General features: G+C 41.6%; 17 protein-coding genes. 11 read left to right on the top strand and 6 right to left on the bottom strand.

Going from position 1 to position 20,639, the window contains the following annotated elements:
• Positions 1-31: 31 nt before the first annotated feature.
• On the bottom strand, positions 32-1,021 hold the full coding sequence (locus BI198_RS09015) for an ATP-dependent 6-phosphofructokinase (protein WP_070049253.1): 990 nt from the start codon (positions 1,019-1,021) through the stop codon (positions 32-34).
• 216 nt (positions 1,022-1,237) lie between these two features.
• Between BI198_RS09015 and BI198_RS09010 the strand changes: the two genes are divergently transcribed.
• Positions 1,238-2,209 (top strand): DMT family transporter, encoded by a 972-nt coding sequence (locus BI198_RS09010; RefSeq protein ID WP_070049252.1) that lies wholly within the window; start codon positions 1,238-1,240, stop codon positions 2,207-2,209.
• An 88-nt stretch (positions 2,210-2,297) separates the two neighbouring features.
• Here the strand turns inward: BI198_RS09010 and pyk are convergent, their stop codons facing one another.
• Both pyk and BI198_RS09000 read right to left on the bottom strand, forming a co-directional pair.
• Positions 2,298-3,734 (bottom strand): pyruvate kinase, encoded by a 1,437-nt coding sequence (gene pyk / locus BI198_RS09005; RefSeq protein WP_070049251.1) that lies wholly within the window; start codon positions 3,732-3,734, stop codon positions 2,298-2,300.
• A 179-nt stretch (positions 3,735-3,913) separates the two neighbouring features.
• A complete protein-coding gene (locus BI198_RS09000; RefSeq protein ID WP_070049250.1) occupies positions 3,914-4,765 on the bottom strand; it encodes a MurR/RpiR family transcriptional regulator in 852 nt (283 codons plus the stop codon).
• Between the two features lie 187 nt (positions 4,766-4,952).
• Between BI198_RS09000 and zwf the strand changes: the two genes are divergently transcribed.
• The 10 genes from zwf (at position 4,953) to BI198_RS08950 (ending at position 18,524) form a co-directional block, all read left to right on the top strand.
• Entirely contained in the window at positions 4,953-6,425 is a 1,473-nt protein-coding gene (zwf, locus tag BI198_RS08995) for a glucose-6-phosphate dehydrogenase (RefSeq protein ID WP_070049249.1), read from the top strand.
• 2 nt (positions 6,426-6,427) lie between these two features.
• Entirely contained in the window at positions 6,428-7,120 is a 693-nt protein-coding gene (gene pgl, locus BI198_RS08990; RefSeq protein WP_235605294.1) for a 6-phosphogluconolactonase, read from the top strand.
• Positions 7,121-7,173: 53 nt separating this feature from the next.
• Positions 7,174-9,027, top strand: a complete 1,854-nt coding sequence (gene edd / locus BI198_RS08985) for a phosphogluconate dehydratase (RefSeq protein ID WP_070049248.1) — start codon at positions 7,174-7,176, stop codon at positions 9,025-9,027.
• Between the two features lie 4 nt (positions 9,028-9,031).
• Complete coding sequence (locus BI198_RS08980; protein ID WP_070049247.1) at positions 9,032-9,682, top strand: bifunctional 4-hydroxy-2-oxoglutarate aldolase/2-dehydro-3-deoxy-phosphogluconate aldolase; 651 nt, start codon at positions 9,032-9,034, stop codon at positions 9,680-9,682.
• A 197-nt stretch (positions 9,683-9,879) separates the two neighbouring features.
• Positions 9,880-11,466 carry an ABC-F family ATPase gene (locus tag BI198_RS08975; RefSeq protein ID WP_070049246.1) on the top strand — a complete coding sequence of 529 codons (1,587 nt, stop codon included), beginning with the start codon at positions 9,880-9,882 and terminating at the stop codon, positions 11,464-11,466.
• Between the two features lie 329 nt (positions 11,467-11,795).
• Positions 11,796-12,263, top strand: coding sequence for a Dps family protein (locus tag BI198_RS08970; RefSeq protein ID WP_070049245.1), 468 nt, complete (start codon positions 11,796-11,798; stop codon positions 12,261-12,263).
• A gap of 312 nt (positions 12,264-12,575) precedes the next feature.
• The gene (locus BI198_RS08965; protein WP_070049244.1) at positions 12,576-13,421 is read left to right on the top strand and encodes an HDOD domain-containing protein; all 846 of its coding nucleotides are present in this window, start codon (positions 12,576-12,578) and stop codon (positions 13,419-13,421) included.
• Positions 13,422-13,475: 54 nt separating this feature from the next.
• Entirely contained in the window at positions 13,476-15,170 is a 1,695-nt protein-coding gene (locus tag BI198_RS08960) for an NAD-dependent malic enzyme (protein ID WP_070049243.1), read from the top strand.
• Positions 15,171-15,329: 159 nt separating this feature from the next.
• Positions 15,330-17,228 carry a DUF885 domain-containing protein gene (locus BI198_RS08955; RefSeq protein ID WP_070049242.1) on the top strand — a complete coding sequence of 633 codons (1,899 nt, stop codon included), beginning with the start codon at positions 15,330-15,332 and terminating at the stop codon, positions 17,226-17,228.
• An 81-nt stretch (positions 17,229-17,309) separates the two neighbouring features.
• A complete protein-coding gene (locus BI198_RS08950; protein WP_070049241.1) occupies positions 17,310-18,524 on the top strand; it encodes a GNAT family N-acetyltransferase in 1,215 nt (404 codons plus the stop codon).
• Here BI198_RS08950 and BI198_RS08945 read toward each other — a convergent pair.
• The 3 genes from BI198_RS08945 to yghU all read right to left on the bottom strand — a co-directional run bounded on the left by BI198_RS08945 (position 18,504) and on the right by yghU (position 20,453).
• Positions 18,504-19,100 (bottom strand): DUF938 domain-containing protein, encoded by a 597-nt coding sequence (locus BI198_RS08945; protein WP_070049240.1) that lies wholly within the window; start codon positions 19,098-19,100, stop codon positions 18,504-18,506. The genes BI198_RS08950 and BI198_RS08945 overlap by 21 nt on opposite strands.
• Before the next feature lie 21 nt (positions 19,101-19,121).
• Positions 19,122-19,502 carry a glutathione S-transferase N-terminal domain-containing protein gene (locus tag BI198_RS08940; protein ID WP_070049239.1) on the bottom strand — a complete coding sequence of 127 codons (381 nt, stop codon included), beginning with the start codon at positions 19,500-19,502 and terminating at the stop codon, positions 19,122-19,124.
• An 84-nt stretch (positions 19,503-19,586) separates the two neighbouring features.
• Positions 19,587-20,453, bottom strand: coding sequence for a glutathione-dependent disulfide-bond oxidoreductase (yghU, locus tag BI198_RS08935; protein WP_070049238.1), 867 nt, complete (start codon positions 20,451-20,453; stop codon positions 19,587-19,589).
• Positions 20,454-20,639: the final 186 nt, after the last annotated feature.

Below are 20,639 nucleotides of genomic sequence, written 5' to 3'. Positions count from 1 at the left end.
TACTTGTCGATAATTCTAGTCGTGCTATAGCTTAGTCGCTGGCGATCTGTTGTTGCCAGCGGACTAAATATGGATCTATTTGTTTTTTCTTATCGCTGGTTTGCGCCAGTGGAAACAACACTGCTTGTTGATTTATCTCGCCAGCCATCATTAAATGAGCGCCATGTGTCAATTGCTCAACCGCATAAGCACCTAGCTTAGTCGCTAAAATACGGTCTGCACCGACAGGTTTACCTCCGCGCTGAATATGGCCAAGAATACACGCACGACACTCTGTCCCTAACTCTATAGATATATCTTCAGCAAGTGCGATAGTGCCACCTGGATAACTGTTTTCTGCTACCACAATAATATAACTCGTTTTGCCACGCAGTAATTGAGCATGCTGAATAGGGCCAATGACACTGGATAACTGGTTTTTGTAAACAGGACCAAATTCAGGACAGATTATTTGCTCAGCGCCCGCGGCAATCCCTGCCGACAATGTTATATAGCCAGAGTGCCGACCCATTAGTTCAACCAAAAATATCCGCTCGAATGCATCTGCAGTATCACGAATTTTATCTATCGCATCTAGAGCCGTATCAATTGCCGTGGCAAAACCGATGCTGAAATCGGTACCATCAACATCGTTATCAATTGTGCCCGGGACACCTATAAGTTGTCCGCGGTAATGGGGCGCAATGGCTAAAGCACCGCGAAAGCTACCATCACCACCAATTATCAACAATGCATCCAATTGCAGTTTATGTAGTACTGCTGCGGCTTGGATAACGCCTTGCTCGGTATGCAACGCCTTGCAGCGAGCACTTTTTAAAATAGTGCCACCATGCTGAATAATATGTTGTACATGTTGAGGTAACAATGTTTGATAGTCTTCTTCCAGCAAGCCATTAAAACCATGGTCAAAGCCAACTACATCAAGATTATAAGCTGAAGCCGTTAATACGACAGCTCTAATGCAGGCATTCATACCCGGTGCATCGCCACCTGAAGTTAAAACGCCAATACGTTTGATCATTTACACACCATTGCTGCCAATTTAGCTATTTGTTTGTACAAGTATAGGTGCTAATAACTGTGACTGAGTTGATATGGCGCAAGGCGTGGGAACTTAATCGTAAATTAGTCGTATATAGCGAAATTACGGCAGACAAACTAGAGCCAATTAAGCGATAATAGACACTCACTTCTACTGTATTCTGCACTGTTGCAGACTGCCATTTTGGATATCATCATGCATCAAATTACCGGCAAAGGCCTGGTTGGCTTATTGTTAGCGCTAACAACCGCTATCTTATGGGGCATTTTGCCAATCGCATTAAAGGTATTACTGGATGTGTTAACGGCTAATACTATTACTTTTATTCGTTTTCTGGCTGCGGCTGTTATTGTTGGCTTGTGGTTAGCGGCTCGAGGTAAATTACCGTCACTGGCACTGTTTAAGCAAACAAAAATTACGCTATTACTGCTTATTGCCATAGCCGGTTTATTATCGAACTATATTATGTATTTAACTGGGCTAGAGTATTTAAGTGCTGAAACAGGGCAAACGCTGATCCAACTTGCACCATTTTTAATGATGATAGGTGGCGTGTATATTTTTAAAGAAAGTTTATTACTGTGGCAAAAAGTGGGTGCGCTAGTATTAGTGTTAGGCTTGTTGTTGTTCTTTAATCAGCGCTTAGTTGGCATGGTTAGTCAGGTAAGTGGTGAAACAATAGGGGTATTATTAATCGTGGCTGCTGCTATTACGTGGGCGGCTTACGCCTTAGCACAAAAACAATTATTAATGCACTTCAGCTCAAAGCAAATTATGTATATGTTATATTTTGCCGGCAGTCTCTGTTTCTTTCCGGTGTCTGAGTTTAGTCCATTACAAACCATGAGCGTACTGCATTGGTCGCTATTAATATTTTGCTGTTTAAATACCGTGGTGGCTTATGGTGCCTTTGCAGAAGCCTTACACCACTGGGAAGCGTCAAAAGTGAGCGCTGTATTAGCCCTAACACCTTTAGTGACCATTTTAGCAGCGAATATTATTGCCACAATTTGGCCCGACTTTATTCAAGCTCAGCATTTAAACGTCTGGTCTTGGTTAGGCGCGTTATTAGTAGTTACAGGTTCAACATTAACCGCTTTAGCACCGCAATTTGTTGAGTACCGCGCAGCTCGGCGCGTACGTAAATTACAGCGTGATGTATTTTAGTAAACCGAGTAATACAAATAAAAACAGCGGCTTAAGCCGCTGTTTTTATATATTAAATAGCATTAATTATTCAGGTGAATTCATGCTGCTATTTAACTTGAACAATTCTACAAGTATTGGACGCACCCACGGTTTCCATTACATCACCATGGGTGATCATAACTAAGTCACCACTTTGTAAATTGGCTTTGTCTTTAATGGTTGCAATAGCGGCATCGGCTAAGGCTTCAACACCTACCGTTGTGCTATCAAAATAAGCAGGATAAACACCACGGTATAACGCCATTTGATTTAAGGTTTTATCATGACGTGATAACGCATAAATAGGTTGTGGCGAGGTAATACGCGACATTAGTTTCGCAGTGTGGCCAGACTCGGTTAAGGTAATAATGGCTTTAATTGCACTTAAGTGATTAGCTGCATACATTGCAGAAAGCGCTATTGTTTCACTGATTTCAGTAAACTCTGAATCCATGCGGTGCTTAGAAATTTGCACACTAGGGTGCTTTTCTGCGCCTTCACATACTCTGGCCATAGCGCGCACGGTTTCAGTAGGGTATTTACCGGCAGCTGTTTCAGCTGATAACATTACCGCGTCGGTACCGTCTAATACCGCGTTAGCAACGTCCATTACTTCAGCGCGGGTTGGCATTGGGCTTTCAATCATGCTTTCCATCATTTGCGTTGCCGTAACCACAACACGATTTAACTGCCGTGAGCGAGAAATAATCCGCTTTTGTTGACCTACTAATTCAGCATCACCAATTTCAACGCCTAAATCACCCCGTGCCACCATCACTGCATCTGAAGCACGAATGATGTCATCTAAGGTTTCATCGTCCGCTACGGCTTCTGCACGCTCAATTTTGGCCATTAACCGGGCATTTGAGCCAGCTTTAATAGCTAAATCACGTGCTAAGCGCATATCATCGCCACTGCGCGGAAAAGATACCGCTAAAAAGTCGACTTTAATTTCAGCCGCGGTAACAATATCTTGCATATCTTTTTCAGTTAAAGCCGGCGCTGTTAAGCCACCACCTTGACGGTTAATGCCTTTATTGTTACTTAAAACACCAGCAACAGTAACCGTAGTAATAACTTTATCGCCATCAACGCTATCTACTTGCAATTGGATCCGGCCATCATCTAATAATAATAAATCACCTGCAGACACATCTTGAGGTAAATTTTTATAATCAATCCCCACTTGATGTTGGTCACCTTCACCTTTGCCTAATTTAGCGTCTAGGGTAAAAGCTTGGCCTTCTTCTAAGGTTATCTTGCCATCTTTAAAAGTAGACACTCGAATTTTAGGGCCTTGCAAATCACCTAAAATAGCAACATGCACTTTTAAGTTGTCGGCAGCTTGACGCACCATAGCCGCACGTTCTTTATGATCGTTAGCATTGCCATGAGAAAAATTCAGTCTAAATACTGATGCGCCAGCCTTAATCAGCTTTTCAATAGAAGAAAGGGTGTTAGTAGCGGGACCGAGCGTGGCAACAATTTTGGTTCTTCTGTGCATTAGTGACTCCTGAGTATGGCGAAAAAACACAGTATCTAGATTAGATCTAAACTGTTGTAATTTTATTACATTATATCGTGAAGCAGTGCTAAAAAGCTACTGCTTGTACTTGCTAAACAAATGATGCAAAAGTGCAGAGTGTATAAGCAAGGCAAAAGTGTCTGCTTAAACGAGGTAGGCTAGAGGTCTTTCTTTTCAAAGCGTGACCCACGTAAACTGTCTTTAACTTTTTTTAGGTTTTCACGAAATTTACTGCCGCGCCTTAACGTAAAGCCGGTGGCTAAAATATCAATTAATACTAATTGCGCAACCCTAGAGGCCATCGGCATATACATGTCGGTATCTTCTGGCACATCCAGTGATAACACTAAGGTGCACTCTTTAGCTAATGGGCTATCGGCAGCAGTAATGCCTATCACGGTGGCATCATTCTCTCTTGCTATGGTAGCTATATCGCATAAGTTTTTGGTTCTGCCGGTATGGCTGATGCACACTACAACGTCACCTTCACAACTATTAATAGCGCTCATTCGTTGCATAACAATATCGTCAAAACATACCACAGGTACATTAAAGCGGAAAAACTTGTTTTGGGCGTCGTGCGCTACTGACGCTGAAGCGCCCAAGCCAAAAAACGAGATTTTTTTAGCTTGAGTTAACACATCAACCGCGCGATTAATGCTGTTTATATCAATGCTTTGCCTGGCTTTATCTAATGCAGCCATGGTTGACTCAAATATTTTTGCGGTATAGGCCTCTGGGCCATCAGTTTCTTCTACATGACGATTAACATAAGGCGTACCATTAGCCAAGCTTTGGGCTAAATGTAGCTTAAAGTCAGGGAAACCTTTAGTATCAAGTCGGCGACAAAATCGATTAACTGTCGGTTCACTAACATCCGCTACCTTCGCTAAGGTGGCTATACTACTATGAATAGCAGTTTGCGGATTGGCTAAAATGACATCAGCAACTTTACGTTCTGACTTACTGAACTTATTGCTATTTGATATAATTTTTTCTAACACGTTCATTTGGTCATTCCTGAGTCATAGTCAAGCAGGGTTAAGCTCATTATGCTTACTAACCTGCCTTTTTCAAAATAAATTGTCAAAAAACAACAAAAGTTGTAATTTAATTACATTTAGTCTGGTTTACAACACTAATTAGCTCAGTTAGTATGGATTGACTGTTGTAAAGTTACATAAATAAGGGGCAGTAATGGCAGCAGTAACAGCACAGAATTCAGCATCCGATCTTATCTTATTTGGCACTAAAGGCGATTTAGCTCGCCGTAAGCTATTACCTGCGTTATACCAATTAGAAAAAGCCAATTTATTATGCCAACAAACACGAGTTATTGGTGTGGCAAGAGATGATATTACTCTTGAGTCATATCAGGAATTAGTGTTAGAAAATTTAAATCGCTTTTTAAAACAGCCTTTAGAACAAGATGTATGGCTACGTTTACAAGCTAAATTATTGTATGTGAATATTGATTTAACCAATATTGAAGACTTTAACCAACTAGCAACGCTGGTCGATAAAACCAAGCGGGTGCCGGTTTGTTATTTTGCAACGCCACCGTCTTTATTTGGTGATATATCAAAAGGCTTAGCCGCAGCAGGTTTAGCCACGCTACCCACTCGAGTGGTACTGGAAAAGCCAATAGGTCATGACTTAGCCTCGTCTAATATTATTAATGATCAAGTTGCAGAGTTTTTTACTGAAGCGCAAATTTATCGCATTGACCATTATTTAGGTAAAGAAACCGTTCTCAATTTATTGGCACTACGTTTTGCCAATGCCATTTTTGCCGGCAATTGGGATCATAATTCCATTGATCATGTGCAAATTACCGTGGCAGAAGAAGTTGGCGTAGAAGGTCGCTGGAGTTATTACGACGACGCCGGCCAAATGCGCGACATGGTACAAAATCATTTACTGCAGGTTTTAACCCTAATTGCTATGGAACCGCCGGCCAGATTAGACGCCGATAGCATCCGAGATGAAAAACTTAAAGTATTAAAAGCCTTACGTACCATCGACATCAGTAATATTCAAGAAAAAACTGTTCGTGGTCAATACGCTGGTGGGTTTGTTACGGGTAAATCGGTACCGGGCTATTTACAGGAAGAAGGGGCTAAATCAAATAGCCGTACTGAAACCTTTGTCGCTTTAAAAGTAGATATTGATAACTGGCGTTGGGCAGGGGTGCCGTTTTATTTGCGCACGGGTAAACGTATGGCCAGTAAGTTAAGTGAAGTGGTCATTTGTTTTAAGCCACAACCGCATAATATTTTTCATGCAACCTATCGTAACTTGCCGTCAAATAAATTGATTATTCGTTTACAGCCTGACGAAGGTGTTGAAATACAAGTATTAAATAAAATTCCAGGTTTGGGCGAGAGTATGCGCTTGCAAGAAACTAAGCTGGATTTAAGCTTTGATGAAACTTTTAAATCGCAACGTATCGCCGATGCTTATGAGCGCTTGTTACTAGAAGCGATGCTGGGTAATCAATATTTGTTTGTTCGTCGCGACGAAGTAGAACATGCCTGGAAGTGGGTAGATGGCATTATCAATGCGTGGCATGTCAGTAACGAGCCACCAAAAAGTTATCCAGCAGGTAGTTGGGGGCCAGTCGCGGCAATATCGATGATGGCACGTGATAATAGAAATTGGGAGGAGTAACCATGATGCACCTTAATCATTTTGCTGATAGCGCGGCATTAAATAAGCAGTTTGCTGCTCAGCTGGTGGAAATTTTGCAACAAGCTATTTCTCAGCGCGGAGAAGCTATTTTAGTAGTATCTGGTGGTCGTACACCGCAAGCTTTATTTCAGCAGTTAAGCCAAGCTGATTTAGCTTGGGACAAAGTCACTATTACCTTAGCAGATGATCGCTGGTTGGCTGACGATCAAGCCGACAGTAATGAGCGCTTAGTTAAAGCGTCGTTGTTACAAAATAGGGCAGCGAATGCCAAATTTATCAGCCTATACGCCAAAGCTGATTCAGCCTTTACTGGGGTAACGGCAGTATTACCACGCATTGCTGTGTTGCCAACCTTTGATGCCGTTATTTTAGGCATGGGTGAAGATGGCCATACTGCATCATTATTTCCTTGTAGCGAACAAATTAATGAAGGCTTAGCGGAAGATGCGCCTGCAGTATTAGCGGTAAAGCCAAGTACGGCGCCCTACGAGCGTATAAGTTTGTCTAAATCGCGGCTAGAAAATACTCGGCATCTATTTTTGCATTTAGTGGGTGCTGGTAAAAAAACCGTTTTAGACCAAGCCATGGCCGATAACGACGTTAAGTCGATGCCGATACGGGCTTTTTTACAGCATCCGCAACTGACTGTAGAAGTTATGTACGCCGAGCATTAGCTTAAAGCATGTTATTACTCAGCATTAAATTAGACACAGAATAAGGGTAAGCTATGCAGCCGGAAATCCAACGCGTAACCGACAATATTATTCAACGCAGCCTTGCTAGCCGAGCAGATTATCTACAGCGCATGGCGCATGCGCGCGAGCAAGGACCACACCGAGGTGTATTAAGTTGCGGCAATTTAGCTCATGGTTTTGCTGCGTGTAACCCGCAAGATAAATCAGATTTACGTAGTTTAACCAAAGCTAATATTGCTATTGTTTCGGCCTACAACGATATGTTGTCGGCGCACCAACCCTATGAGAATTATCCACAGTTAATTAAAACGGCAGTAAACGAAGTGGGTAGTGTGGCGCAATTTGCTTCTGGCGTGCCCGCTATGTGTGACGGTGTCACCCAAGGTCAACCTGGCATGGAGTTAAGCTTATTAAGTCGCGACATTATCGCCATGTCTGCTGCCATTGGCTTATCGCATAATATGTTCGATGGCGGTGTCATGCTGGGCATCTGCGATAAAATTGTCCCGGGCTTATTATTAGCCGCTTTAAGCTTTGGTCATTTACCTTTTGTATTTATTCCTGCAGGGCCTATGCCCTCAGGCATTCCTAATAAAGAAAAAGCCCGAGTTCGCCAGCAATTTGCTGAAGGCAAAGTGACAAAAGAGCAACTACTAGAAGCCGAAGCAGCGTCTTATCATGCTGCGGGTACCTGTACTTTTTATGGCACGGCGAACTCTAATCAATTAGTAGTTGAGATCATGGGCTTGCACTTACCGGGCTCATCTTTTGTTAACCCAGGTACAGAACTACGTGACGAACTAACGAAAGCCGCAGCGCGACAAGCAACCCGCTTAACCGATCTGGGTGATAACTATTTACCTATTAGCCAAATAATAGATGCAAAAGCTATTGTTAACGGTATTGTCGGCTTATTAGCCACGGGCGGTTCAACTAATCATACAATGCATTTAATTGCCGTCGCGCGCGCCGCAGGCTATATCGTTAATTGGGATGACTTTGCCCAGCTATCTGCCGCTACGCCATTGCTAACTCGCATTTATCCTAATGGCCAAGCTGATATTAATCACTTTCAATATGCCGGTGGCATGGCAGTGTTAATAAGAGAGTTGCTTGATGCTGGTTTATTGCATGAAGATGTGCAAACTATTGCCGGTCCAGGTTTACGCCGTTATACCCAACAACCGGTAATGCAAGATGGCAAACTAGAGTGGCAAGATGCTCCTGCCATATCACAAGACTTAACCGTTTTAAGCACAGTTGCAGCACCCTTTACCAGTCATGGCGGCTTAGAAGTATTATCTGGCAATATGGGCCGGGCTGTTATTAAAACCTCGGCTTTGCGCGAAGGGACGGCTGTGATTAAAGCCCCTGCAGTGGTGTTTTCTAGTCAGCATCAATTAGATGCTGCATTCCAAGCCGGTGAATTAAATAAAGACTGTATTGTCGTGGTGCGGTTTCAAGGGCCTAAAGCCTGTGGCATGCCTGAGTTACATAAACTGACGCCGCCGTTAGGCGTATTACAAGATCGTGGTTATAAAGTAGCCTTAGTTACAGATGGCCGTATGTCAGGCGCATCGGGCAAAGTACCCGCTGCTATTCATGTTACGCCCGAAGCCATCGATGGCGGTAATCTGGCCAAAATACAAACCGGCGATATGTTATTGGTTGATGCTGAGAATGGCTTATTAGAGTTATTAGTTAGTGCAGCTGAATTAGGCCAAAGACCGGCGGCTACACCGGATCTGACTGATAGTCTGAATTCTTCAAGCTATGGCATGGGACGTGAATTGTTTGGCGCGCTACGAAGCCAATTAACAGGTGCCGAGCAGGGTGCTTGTAGTTTGTTTTTTGCACAGCCTGCCTTTACTGGGGATAAGGAATAACACTATGTCATTTCAACATTGGGCTTTGCAGCCAGAAACGTTATTTAAACAAAGTGTCGTGATCCCCGTTATCGTGGTGAATGACTTAGCCGATGTTGTGCCTATGGCTAAAGCGATAGTCGCTGGCGGCATTAATGTTTTAGAAGTGACGCTACGCACGCCCTTAGCCCTAGAAGCTATTGGTTTATTATGCCAACAGGTACCAGAAGCTATTGTTGGCGCTGGCACCGTTACCACAGCTGAGCAATTACAACAATGTATTGCCGCTGGTGCCAAGTTTGCTATCAGCCCGGGCTTTACTGCTGAGTTATTACAAGCGGGTAAAGCAGCCAGTATTCCGTTAATACCCGGTATTGCTAGCATTTCAGAATTAATGCAGGGCATAGCTGTGGGTTATAGTCATTTTAAATTTTTTCCTGCTGAAGCCGCAGGAGGTGTTAAAACCTTAAAATCGATTTATGGTCCTTTTGCCGATATTCGGTTTTGTCCAACCGGCGGCATTAACCCAAATAATGTTAAAGATTATTTGGCATTACCGAATGTCGATTGTGTAGGTGGCTCGTGGATTATCCCAGATGATGCTGTGCAAAATAAAGATTGGCCGCAGATCACGGCATTATGTTTAGCCGCTACTGCATTAAACACTAATACGTGAATGCAATTAAAAGCGTATTTTTTATAATCAAATCAGCAAACAATTTTTATTTACATGTTAATTAGATGCGAAACCGTTTCAGAGTGGTTAAGTTAAGCAGATAAAGCAGGGTATGCTTTGAAATTAGTCAGCAAAGCGCGTACAATGCGGCACTTTTTGTATTTGGCTGTCTAGCTTAACCTGTTCTGGAACACACTGTGATCTCAACCTCAAACATTACCATGCAATTTGGCGCTAAGCCATTATTTGAAAATATTTCGATTAAATTTGGTGACGGTAACCGTTACGGGTTAATCGGCGCTAACGGTTGCGGTAAATCAACCTTCATGAAAATCCTTAGCCGTGAGCTTGAGCAAAGTTCAGGTAATGTCTTTGTTGAACCGAATCATCGGGTCGCTAAACTACATCAAGATCAGTTTGCGTTTGAACAATATTCTGTTATCGATACCGTTATTATGGGCCACGCAGAATTGTGGGCGGTAAAAGAAGAGCGGGATCGCATATACAGCAGCTTAGAAATGACTGAAGAAGACGGCATGAAAGTAGCCGATCTTGAAGTTGCTTTTGGCGAAATGGACGGTTACACCGCTGAATCGCGTGCCGGTGAATTATTAATAGGCGTGGGTATTCCGGTTGAGCAACATTTTGGTTTAATGTCGGCTATCGCTCCGGGTTTTAAGTTACGCGTTTTGTTAGCCCAAGTATTATTTGCTGAACCAGAAGTGATGCTGCTAGACGAACCAACCAACAACTTGGATATTAATACTATCCGTTGGTTAGAAACCGTCTTAACTGAACGTAACAGTACTATGGTTATCATTTCGCACGATAGACACTTTTTAAACAGTGTTTGTACGCATATGGCCGATTTAGATTTTGGCGAGTTGCGTTTATACCCAGGTAATTATGATGAATATATGTTCGCAGCTACCCAAGCTCGCGAGCGTTTATTGTCTGATAATGCCAAGAAAAAGACCCAAATAGCGGATTTACAAAGTTTCGTTAGTCGTTTCTCGGCCAACGCCTCTAAAGCAAAACAAGCCACATCGCGTGCTAAACAAATCGATAAAATTCAATTAGAAGAAGTTAAAGCCTCTAGCCGAGTTAATCCATTTATACGTTTTGAACAACAAAAGCAGTTATATCGTTTAGCCCTAGAAGTTGATGGCTTACATAAAGGCTTTGATCAGCTACAACTATTTAAAAATCTTAACCTGACCATTGAAGTCGGTGAGAAAGTAGCCATTTTAGGTGCCAACGGTATTGGTAAAACCACTTTACTTAAATGTTTAGTGGGTGACTTAAAACCAGAGTCTGGCACAATTAAATGGTCTGAAAACTGTAAAATTGGTTATTATGCTCAAGATCATGAATACGAGTTTAAAGAAAATCTAAGCGTATTTGATTGGATGACTCAGTGGAAAAGTCCAACAGATGATGAACAGGCAATACGCGGAATTTTAGGCCGGTTACTGTTTTCTCAAGACGATATTAAAAAGTCTGTAAAAGTATTGTCAGGTGGTGAAAAAGGCCGGATGTTATTTGGTAAGTTAATGCTACAAAAGCCAAATATCTTAGTAATGGATGAACCGACTAACCACTTGGATATGGAATCTATCGAGTCATTAAACTTAGCGTTAGAGCACTATAAAGGCACGCTATTGTTTGTCAGCCATGACCGTGAATTTGTTTCATCTTTAGCCAGTCGTATTATCGAAATTACTGACCAAGACATTCGTAACTTTGTTGGTACTTACGAAGAGTATCTTGCTGCTCAAGTCTAGTCGTTAACAATTTGCTGGCAGTGTTAGTACTGTCAGCAATAGTACTGTCAGCAAATTTAGATTTTACCAAATACCCTCATTAATTCCCTATTAAATATTGCTTCTTAATCGGTACTTATCTGCTATTGTTTTTGATAAAGGGTTGTTTTTATTTAGAACAACACCATATCTTTAACAGGTAGGATAGAACTATTCTTGAACAATACTACTACTAAGCGTTTGCCATATTTCGACATAACTTCGGTAAAATACGCTTTATAAGCTATTTTTATAGCAGTATTACAAGCTAGTTTATTTTAATAATTACGATTAATTCAGCGAGGCAATCTATGCAAGTGAATATTGGTATCAATGAAGAACAACGTAAAGCCATTTCTGAAGGCTTAGCAGTATTATTAGCTGACACCTACACGCTATATTTAAAAACACATAATTATCATTGGAACGTTACCGGTCCAATGTTTCAATCTTTACACACTTTATTTGAACAGCAGTATCAAGAATTAGCTGTTGCTGTTGATGATATTGCAGAACGAATTCGTGCTTTAGGTGAGTTTGCGCCAGGTTCTTATAAAGAATTTGCAAAACTAACCACTATTAAAGAAGCAGACGGTATTCCAAAAGCGGAAGACATGATTAGAGATTTAGTAAAAGGTCACGAGGCTATTGCTAAAACCTGCCGTAATATTGTGCCTGAGTGTGATAAAGCATCTGATGAAGTAACCTTAGATATATTAACCCAACGTATGACTGTGCATGAAAAAACCGCATGGATGTTACGTAGCCTTGTTGCATAGAGAAGTTGCATAGGCAAGTTACACAGAACAGTGACAGAGTTTAAAGCAAATTTAGTTGTATATTTAGCGACTTAAGATAAGTTATTAGAATCTTACTAACCTAAATAAGCGCCTAGCTAATTATAAAAATCTGTGTAAAGTATAAAGACAAAGTCGGTTTTATAGTCGGCTTTGTCTTTAATAGGTTTAAAGTATTAAAAAAAGTTAATTAACACTAATAAAAGCCTACCAAAACAAGTAAAATCAATTCATGTAGTAAAACTTGACGTTAGCAATAGCATTGCAATAGCTAACTAGGGGAGATGTCGTTTAATGAAAGCCTTGCAATATGCTCAGAAAGTAGCAGATTTATTTGCATTGCCAGAAGGCTATTTGAGAGTTAAACAGCTAATGGACTCTGAAACAGCTAGTTTAGATGATATAGCAGAAGTAATTGCACTAGATCCCGTTTTAACCGCAAAGTTGCTTAAGCTTGCGAACAGTGCTTTATTCAATTTGTCATTTCAAGTTGAATCTATCAATAAAGCGCTATTAGTGCTGGGAAATAAACAAGTTTATAACTTAGTGCTAAGTATAGGCATCTCTTCGGCTTGCAGTAAATTAGATACCTCTGTCATTGATTTAGAACGGTTTTGGGAGCAAAGTATTAATGCTGCGCTTATCGCTAAATATTTAGCCGAATGCTGCGATGTTAAACCGACTGATCGCTTTTATGTTGCGGGCTTATTGCATAATATTGGTGAGTTAGTGGTGTTGCAAAATGATCCAGAGCTAGCATTTCGCTGCCAAGCTTATGATGCTATAACGCTGCCTTGGAAGCTACAACTCGACGAGCTTGGCTTTACATACGCCGAATGCGGTGCAGAGCTACTGAATCTTTGGCAATTACCCGATACTATAGTTGAACCAATAGCGCTGCAAAATAGTGTTAAGTTCGATCATAAAAAAATACCTCAGTTAATTATTCATTTAGCCGTAAAATTGGCTTTAGCCAATCAACATCCTGAGTTGTATCAAACTAAGCATTTAATAGATCCTTTTGTGTTGGAACTACTAAATTTAAGCCAATCAGATGTGCTAAAGGCTATTGATTTTTGTAACACCGAAGGCTTATTTATGCTGTCGGTACTTAATCCAAGGATCAGCACAATCTACTAATTTTTTACCAGCTAGTTGTTAGCTAAGACTAGCTGTCTACTGTGGGAAACATTCATGAGCAGTTCAACCCCTAAACCTAGTTTATATACCGCTTATTCTGGTTCAGCCCTTCTTGAAACACCGCTGTTAAATAAAGGCAATGCCTTTATTGCTGAAGAAAGACAAGCTTTTAACTTAACGGGCTTATTACCACCACGGTATGAAACCATCGAAGAGCAAGTTGAACGCGCCTATATGCAATATAAAAGCTTTGACGAAGCTATTAATAAGCATATCTATTTACGCGCCATCCAAGACAATAACGAAACCCTATTTTATCGCTTATTACAACAACATTTAGAAGAAATGATCCCGATCATATATACGCCAACAGTCGGCGATGCTTGTGAGCAATTTTCTGATATTTATCGCAGTGCACGAGGCTTATTTGTTAGTTATCAAGATCGGCATCAATTAGATGACGTACTACGCAATGCCACTAAACGTAAAGTTAAAGTCATCGTTGTTACCGATGGCGAGCGTGTTTTAGGTTTAGGCGACCAAGGCATTGGCGGTATGGGTATTTCTATTGGTAAGTTATCGTTATATACCGCTTGTGGTGGTATAAGCCCAGCCTATACCTTACCGGTGATGTTGGATGTCGGGACTAATAACCAAGAGTTGCTTAATGATCCTATGTATATGGGCTTGCGCCATAAGCGTATTGAAGGCGAGGAATATGATGAATTTGTCGATTTGTTCCTGCAAGCCGTAAAACGGCGTTGGCCTGAGGCGATTATTCAATTTGAAGATTTTGCACAGCCTAATGCCATGCCGTTGTTAAACCGCTATCGCGAGAAGTACTGCTGTTTTAATGATGATATTCAAGGCACAGCAGCTGTCAGTGTCGGTACCTTATTGGCCGCCTGTCGCAGTAAAGATGTTAAATTATCAGCGCAGAAAATTGCTTTTGTCGGTGCTGGCTCGGCCGGTTGTGGTATTGCAGAGCAAGTAATAAGCCAAATGGTGGCCGAAGGCATCAGTGAAAGCCAAGCCAGAAAACAAGTCTTTATGATTGACCGCTTTGGTCTCTTAACTGATACCACTCCGGGGTTACGAGACTTTCAGCAAGTACTGGTGCAACGTAGTGATGATATTGCCAACTGGAGCTTTAGTGGTGAATTCCCTAATTTACTTGACGTTATGCACTGCGCAAAACCCGGCATTTTAATTGGCGTGTCTGGTCAAGCCGGATTGTTTACCGAACAAGTTATAAGAGCAATGAAGAAAGGCTGCGATACGCCAATCGTCTTTCCATTAAGTAACCCGTCTAAGCAAGTTGAAGCAACACCAGAACAAGTAATAGAGTGGACTGACGGCGATGTGATTATTGCCACCGGCAGCCCATTTGCGCCGGTGACCTATAACAACAAGCAATACCCAATAGCCCAATGTAATAACAGCTATATTTTTCCCGGTATTGGTTTAGGCGTGCTGGCTGTTAAAGCGCGTTTAATTAGTGATGAAATGCTGCGGGCGGCCAGTAAAACCTTAGCAGGAGCTTCACCTCTGGCAAACACCGGTAAAGGCGGTTTATTGCCCCCCTTTACTGAGCTAGCCGAGCTAAGTAAAACTATCGCGTTTAACGTGGCTAAAGTGGCTCAACAACAAGGTTTAGCGTTAGATGTTGACGATGAGGTATTAAAGCAACGCATTGAAGCAAATTTCTGGCGTCCTGAATATCGCCAATATAAACGCATAAGTGCATAACGAGTAGAATTACTCTTAAAGTTTGTTATATCAGTTACGGATGTAAGTTACTTATCAAAGTGACTGATAAAAGTTGCTTACAATTATTTTTAGACTACAAGCAAAACTCAGCGTAGGCTGGGTTTTGCAATATAACGAAAATAATAAGGTAATTTTATTATGCGTAAAACACTTATAGCAATAGCAATAGCGGGTTTACTTAGCGCGTGCCAGCCAACAACACCGCTTGATTCAACCGCAACAGCCAGCGCCAATGCCACTCAAAGCCAATCGGCTGCAACCGTAGCAGCAGAAACCGCACGGCTTAATCAGTGGTTTGAAGCTAAATACGAACAACAACTGCAACAAAGCCCACTACAAATGACGTTTTTAGGCCGTAAAGATAAATACGACCAAATTGATGATGTCACCCAAGCTGCTGAAGATAAGCAACTGGCTTGGTTAGCGGCTACCGCTAAAGAGTTAACCACAGAATTTGATTACCAACAGCTTTCATTAGAAGCGCAAACATCCTATGACGTTTGGCTCTATCAATATGAGTTAGCTAAAGAAGCTGCAGAATTTAGGCAAAACCGCTACGTTTTCACTCAAATGCAAGGCATTCATGCCATGCTGCCGCAAATTATGATTAATTTTCATAAAGTCGATACCTTGCAAGATATGCAAGCCTATAACACTCGGCTAGTCGGTATTAGCCAAGCTATTACTGAGCTACTAAAGCGAGCAAAACAAAGTGCTGAGCAGGGTGTTAGGCCGCCACAATTTGCTTATCAAGGCGTTGTGGATCAAATAGGTAATTTGCTTGCGGGTGCTCCGTTTACTGATGCAACTAATGCTACTGACTCAAATACCCAGCAAGACTCGCCATTATGGGCCGATGCACAAGCAAAAATAGCAAGCTTAGTTAGCGCAGATAAAATTACTGAACAACAAGCCAAGCAGCTAATGGCTGATGCTAAAGCCAATTTACAGCAGCATTTTTTACCGGCTTACACCGAATTAAAGCAATGGCTAACCGCCGATATGGAAAATAGCACTGTTGTTGCTACCGGAGTGGGTAAACAGCCCAATGGCGTTGCTTACTATAATCATCAACTTAAAGCGTCAACTACGACAGCGTTAACGGCAGACGAAGTCCATCAAATTGGCTTAGACGAAGTAGCGCGTATTACTGAAGAAATGATTGCGATTAAAGAACAGGTGGGCTTTAAAGGCAGTTTAGAAGAATTTTTTACCTTTATTAAAACCGATAAACAGTTTACTTACCCTGATACCGATGCCGGGCGTCAGGCTTATATTACTGACTCGGAGCAATACTTAGCATTTATAAACAAACAATTACCTAAATATTTTGGCTTATTACCTAAAGCCGATTTAATTGTAAAACGGGTAGAAGCCTTTCGTGAACAGCCAGGCGCAGCGCAGCATTATTTCCCTGGTACGCCAGATGGGTCAAGGCCGGGTATTTATTATGCTCACTTGTCTGATATGAAATCGATGCCGAAAAATGAGATGGAAGCTATTGCCTATCATGAGGGTAATCCTGGTCATCATATGCAAATATCAATCGCGCAAGAGCTTACCACTGTACCCACCTTTCGTACTCAAGCCGGTTTTACCGCTTATAGCGAAGGTTGGGGTTTATATGCTGAATTACTAGCAAAAGAAATGGGTGGATATGAAAACCCGTACTCTGATTTTGGCCGTTTAGTGACTGAAATGTGGCGGGCTGTGCGCTTAGTGGTGGATACAGGTTTACACAGTAAGGGCTGGAACGAGCAACAAGCAATTGATTATTTTATAGCAAAAACACCTATCGCAGAAGGTGCGGTACAATCTGAAGTTCGCCGTTATATAGTTTGGCCAGGCCAAGCAACGGCTTATAAAATTGGCATGTTAGCAATTTTAAAAATGCGAACTAAAGCGCAAACCGAACTAGGTGATGCTTTTGATATTCGTGCGTTTCATGACACTGTATTAGGGGGTGGTGCATTACCACTTAAGGTGTTAGAAAAACGGGTTGATAATTGGGTTGCGAGTGTAAAAGCCGCGGCATAATTTAAGACCAGCCCATATTTTATTTATAAACCAACCTCAGCGCAGTTAATGTTTAACTGCGCTATTTATTTGAGACCTTAAATGCAATTTGAAGTAGTCCCTGCCATTGCGCAAATCGACGCGGCAGAGTGGGATAACCTATTTAATTCCGATTATCCATTTTGCCAACATGCTTTTTTACACGCATTAGAGTTGGGTGGCAGTGTAGGAAACGCTTTAGACAATACTGTAGAAGATGATGTAGAGGATACTGTAGGTGATACAGTCGAAAGTAATGTAGAAAGCACTGCTAACAATGGCTGGATAGTACAGCATTTAACTCTGCGCGATAACAACACGCTTATCGCCATTATGCCGGCCTATATTAAGCTGCATTCTTATGGTGAATATTTATTTGATTGGCAATTTGCCAAAGCGTATCAGCAATATGGTTTAGAGTTTTACCCTAAACTCATAAATGCTATTCCGTTCACGCCAGCTGAGGGGCCTCGCTTTGCCGTTGCTGCAGGTTACGATAAAGCAGCCATTTTAGCTCTGTTTCACCAAGGTATTCAGCAGCTTGTAGAGCAATTTTCGTTAAGCCAATTTCAGGTGTTATATCCCAATATTGCTGAGCAAAAACTGTATCGGCAATTAGGCTTTCAAGAACGCTATGATGTGCAATTTCAATGGTTTAATCGAGATTACACCAGTTTTGATCACTTTTTGCAGCAGTTAACTTCGCGTAAGCGTAAACAAATTCGCCAAGAGCGTAACAAAGTGGCTGCTCAAGGTGTGCTAATAAAAACCTTAACTACCGATCAACTAACGCCGCTGTTTTGGCAGCAGTTTTATCAATTTTATGTCGCAACTTATCAAAAACGCTCGGGGCATCAAGGCTATATCAGCCAAGCAACTTTTATGCATTGGGGTGCGACGATGGCCGAGCAGATAGTTGTGTTCGCAGCAGAATATCAAGGCGAAATGGTGGCAGCTGCGTTATGTTTTCGCGATAACCAACATTTATATGGTCGATATTGGGGCTGTAAAGCCGAGTTTGACCGTTTACATTTCGACTGTTGTTATTATGCCGGTATTGATTATTGTATTGAGCATAAATTAAAAATGTTTGATGCCGGCGCTCAAGGTGAACATAAAGTTCAGCGCGGCTTTGAACCGATTATACGCTCAGGCTTTTATCGCTTTGTGCCTAACGCTTTAACTAGCGCCATAGAAAATTACATTGTTCAAGAGCAAGCAGCAGTAACCGACTATTATCAGCAAGTGCAGCAACAGCTACCGTTTAAAATGCAGTAGCCGATTATTGGCTGGCATGGCGTAATCATGCTGCAAACTAAAGCCTGCTTCAGTGGCTAAACGAATAACATCTTCAATATTACGAATTCCCATCAGCGGATCGCGCTGTTTTAAATGCTGATCAAACCCAGCATTACTGGCACTGGTAAATTGGCCCTGATAATTAAAAGGGCCATAAATACACATATCTGCTTGTGGTAGGCAAAATTCATCTAAGCGTTGAAACATCTGCTCAACAACATGCCACGGCATTATATGCAGTGTGTTAGCGGTAAAAATAGCATCAACTTTTATTGCCGTATAAGGTGAGCTAGTAATATCTAACGGTACTGGGGTCGGTAAGTTAGGTAAATTAGCTTGTTGAATGCGTGCGCTTAAATCAGGCAAATAAATAGGTTGGTCACTACTTTGCCATATTAGCTGTGGTAAGTTGGCAGCAAAGTGCACGGCATGTTGACCTGTACCACCGCCAATTTCTAATACACGCTGACTACGCTGAAAAGCATTAGCTAGCACCTGTACAATTGGCGCTTTATTGTTTTCACAGGCTTGAGAAAAAGCTAATAGTTCTGACATAAGCTACTCATCAATTATTGACTATACTGCAGCAAAACGTTGCTGTAAATAAGTGATAATATCTTTAGATTCATACATCCACTGGATGTCGCCATTATCTTGGGTAATACGTAAACAAGGTACTTTAATGCGGCCACCACCGGCTTGTAATGCTTGGCGATGAGTTTGATTATTTTGGGCATCGTACTTAATAATACTAAGGTTCAATCGCGCCATTTCTTTACGTACTTTGATACAAAATGGACAGGCCTTAAACTCATACAACGCCAATTTACTGCAGTCGGCATTAACCTGCGTTTGAGCTTCCATACTGCGACTTATCCCTTTAGGCGTAGTGAGCTTTTCTGCTAATAACATAAAAGGGGTTAATATCATTCGAATAAGTTTAAACACAAAACGCATATTTTTTTACTACCTAAGAAATACTGATAAACAGGCGCACATTTTAACATAAGTGCGCCAAAATACCTGTTGGCTAACCTGTTACTATAGATTAAACGGCAAAAAATCGTCGGCACTGTGGCGTTCGCGCAACTGCGGACCATCACCAAAACTGCGATTAACAATATAACCGCGTTTTACCGCAGGGCGCGCATCAAGTTGTTTGGCCCAATGTAATACATGTTTATAGCTGCTGACATCTAAAAACTCTGCGGCATCATATAAGCGGCCTAATACTAAACCGCCATACCAAGGCCAAATAGCCATATCGGCGATGCTGTATTCGCTACCGGCAATAAACTCGTGTTCAGCTAATTGTTTATCTAACACATCGAGTTGACGTTTGGTTTCCATGGCATAACGATCAATCGGATATTCAAATTTCTCTGGGGCATAGGCATAAAAATGGCCAAAGCCGCCACCAAGAAAGGGTGCACTACCCATTTGCCAAAATAACCAATTCATAACTTCAGTACGGGCAGGGCCTGATGCGGGTAAAAAGGTCTGAAATTTTTCAGCTAAATAAACTAGTATCGAACCCGACTCAAACACACGAGTCGGTTGCTTAGTACTGGACTCAGTACTGGAATTAGTACTGTGATCCATCAAGGCTGGAATTTTGCTATTCGGATTGATATCAACAAAACCACTACCAAATTGATCTCCTTCTGAGATATCAATTAACCAAGCATCATAGTCTGCTTTATGCCCTGCATGTAGCAGTTCTTCAAGCATAATATTAACTTTAACACCGTTAGGCGTAGCCAAAGAATACAACTGCAAAGGGTGTTTACCCACCGGCAAGACCACGTCTTTAGTGGCACCCGACACTGGCCGATTAGTGCTAGCAAACTTACCGCCATTTTGCTTATCCCAAGTCCAAACTTTAGGTGGCGTATAGGGTGGTGTCATAATAACTCCTTAGCTTTTTGTTCCAGATAAGTAATGAATATGAGGGCGCATAGAGCTATATGCAAGCTTAGACACATTTCAGCGGCTCTTAACCGATTTCAGCTATCGTAATTTTATTGGGCTTTACCGTAAATTTACACTCCTTAGTGATCAACCACGATAAAATTTCCGTATAGTTAGCGGTAA

Origin of the sequence: Rheinheimera salexigens (genome assembly GCF_001752395.1) — a bacterium.
Taxonomy (GTDB): Bacteria; Pseudomonadota; Gammaproteobacteria; order Enterobacterales; family Alteromonadaceae; genus Alishewanella; species Alishewanella salexigens.
Note: the sequence above shows the minus strand (reverse complement) of the source record. Positions and strands in the feature narration are given on the sequence as shown.

Excerpts from the sequence above, each read along its gene's own strand:
- BI198_RS08950 (WP_070049241.1), top strand. The coding sequence starts at position 17,310 with ATGCAATTTGAAGTAGTCCCTGCCATTGCGCAAATCGACGCGGCAGAG.
- BI198_RS08980 (WP_070049247.1), top strand. The coding sequence starts at position 9,032 with ATGTCATTTCAACATTGGGCTTTGCAGCCAGAAACGTTATTTAAACAA.
- BI198_RS08970 (WP_070049245.1), top strand. The coding sequence starts at position 11,796 with ATGCAAGTGAATATTGGTATCAATGAAGAACAACGTAAAGCCATTTCT.
- pgl (WP_235605294.1), top strand. The coding sequence starts at position 6,428 with ATGATGCACCTTAATCATTTTGCTGATAGCGCGGCATTAAATAAGCAG.
- BI198_RS09010 (WP_070049252.1), top strand. The coding sequence starts at position 1,238 with ATGCATCAAATTACCGGCAAAGGCCTGGTTGGCTTATTGTTAGCGCTA.
- BI198_RS09000 (WP_070049250.1), bottom strand. The coding sequence starts at position 4,765 with ATGAACGTGTTAGAAAAAATTATATCAAATAGCAATAAGTTCAGTAAG.
- BI198_RS08945 (WP_070049240.1), bottom strand. The coding sequence starts at position 19,100 with ATGTCAGAACTATTAGCTTTTTCTCAAGCCTGTGAAAACAATAAAGCG.
- yghU (WP_070049238.1), bottom strand. The coding sequence starts at position 20,453 with ATGACACCACCCTATACGCCACCTAAAGTTTGGACTTGGGATAAGCAA.
- BI198_RS08940 (WP_070049239.1), bottom strand. The coding sequence starts at position 19,502 with ATGCGTTTTGTGTTTAAACTTATTCGAATGATATTAACCCCTTTTATG.
- BI198_RS09015 (WP_070049253.1), bottom strand. The coding sequence starts at position 1,021 with ATGATCAAACGTATTGGCGTTTTAACTTCAGGTGGCGATGCACCGGGT.
- zwf (WP_070049249.1), top strand. The coding sequence starts at position 4,953 with ATGGCAGCAGTAACAGCACAGAATTCAGCATCCGATCTTATCTTATTT.
- edd (WP_070049248.1), top strand. The coding sequence starts at position 7,174 with ATGCAGCCGGAAATCCAACGCGTAACCGACAATATTATTCAACGCAGC.
- BI198_RS08955 (WP_070049242.1), top strand. The coding sequence starts at position 15,330 with ATGCGTAAAACACTTATAGCAATAGCAATAGCGGGTTTACTTAGCGCG.
- BI198_RS08965 (WP_070049244.1), top strand. The coding sequence starts at position 12,576 with ATGAAAGCCTTGCAATATGCTCAGAAAGTAGCAGATTTATTTGCATTG.
- BI198_RS08960 (WP_070049243.1), top strand. The coding sequence starts at position 13,476 with ATGAGCAGTTCAACCCCTAAACCTAGTTTATATACCGCTTATTCTGGT.
- pyk (WP_070049251.1), bottom strand. The coding sequence starts at position 3,734 with ATGCACAGAAGAACCAAAATTGTTGCCACGCTCGGTCCCGCTACTAAC.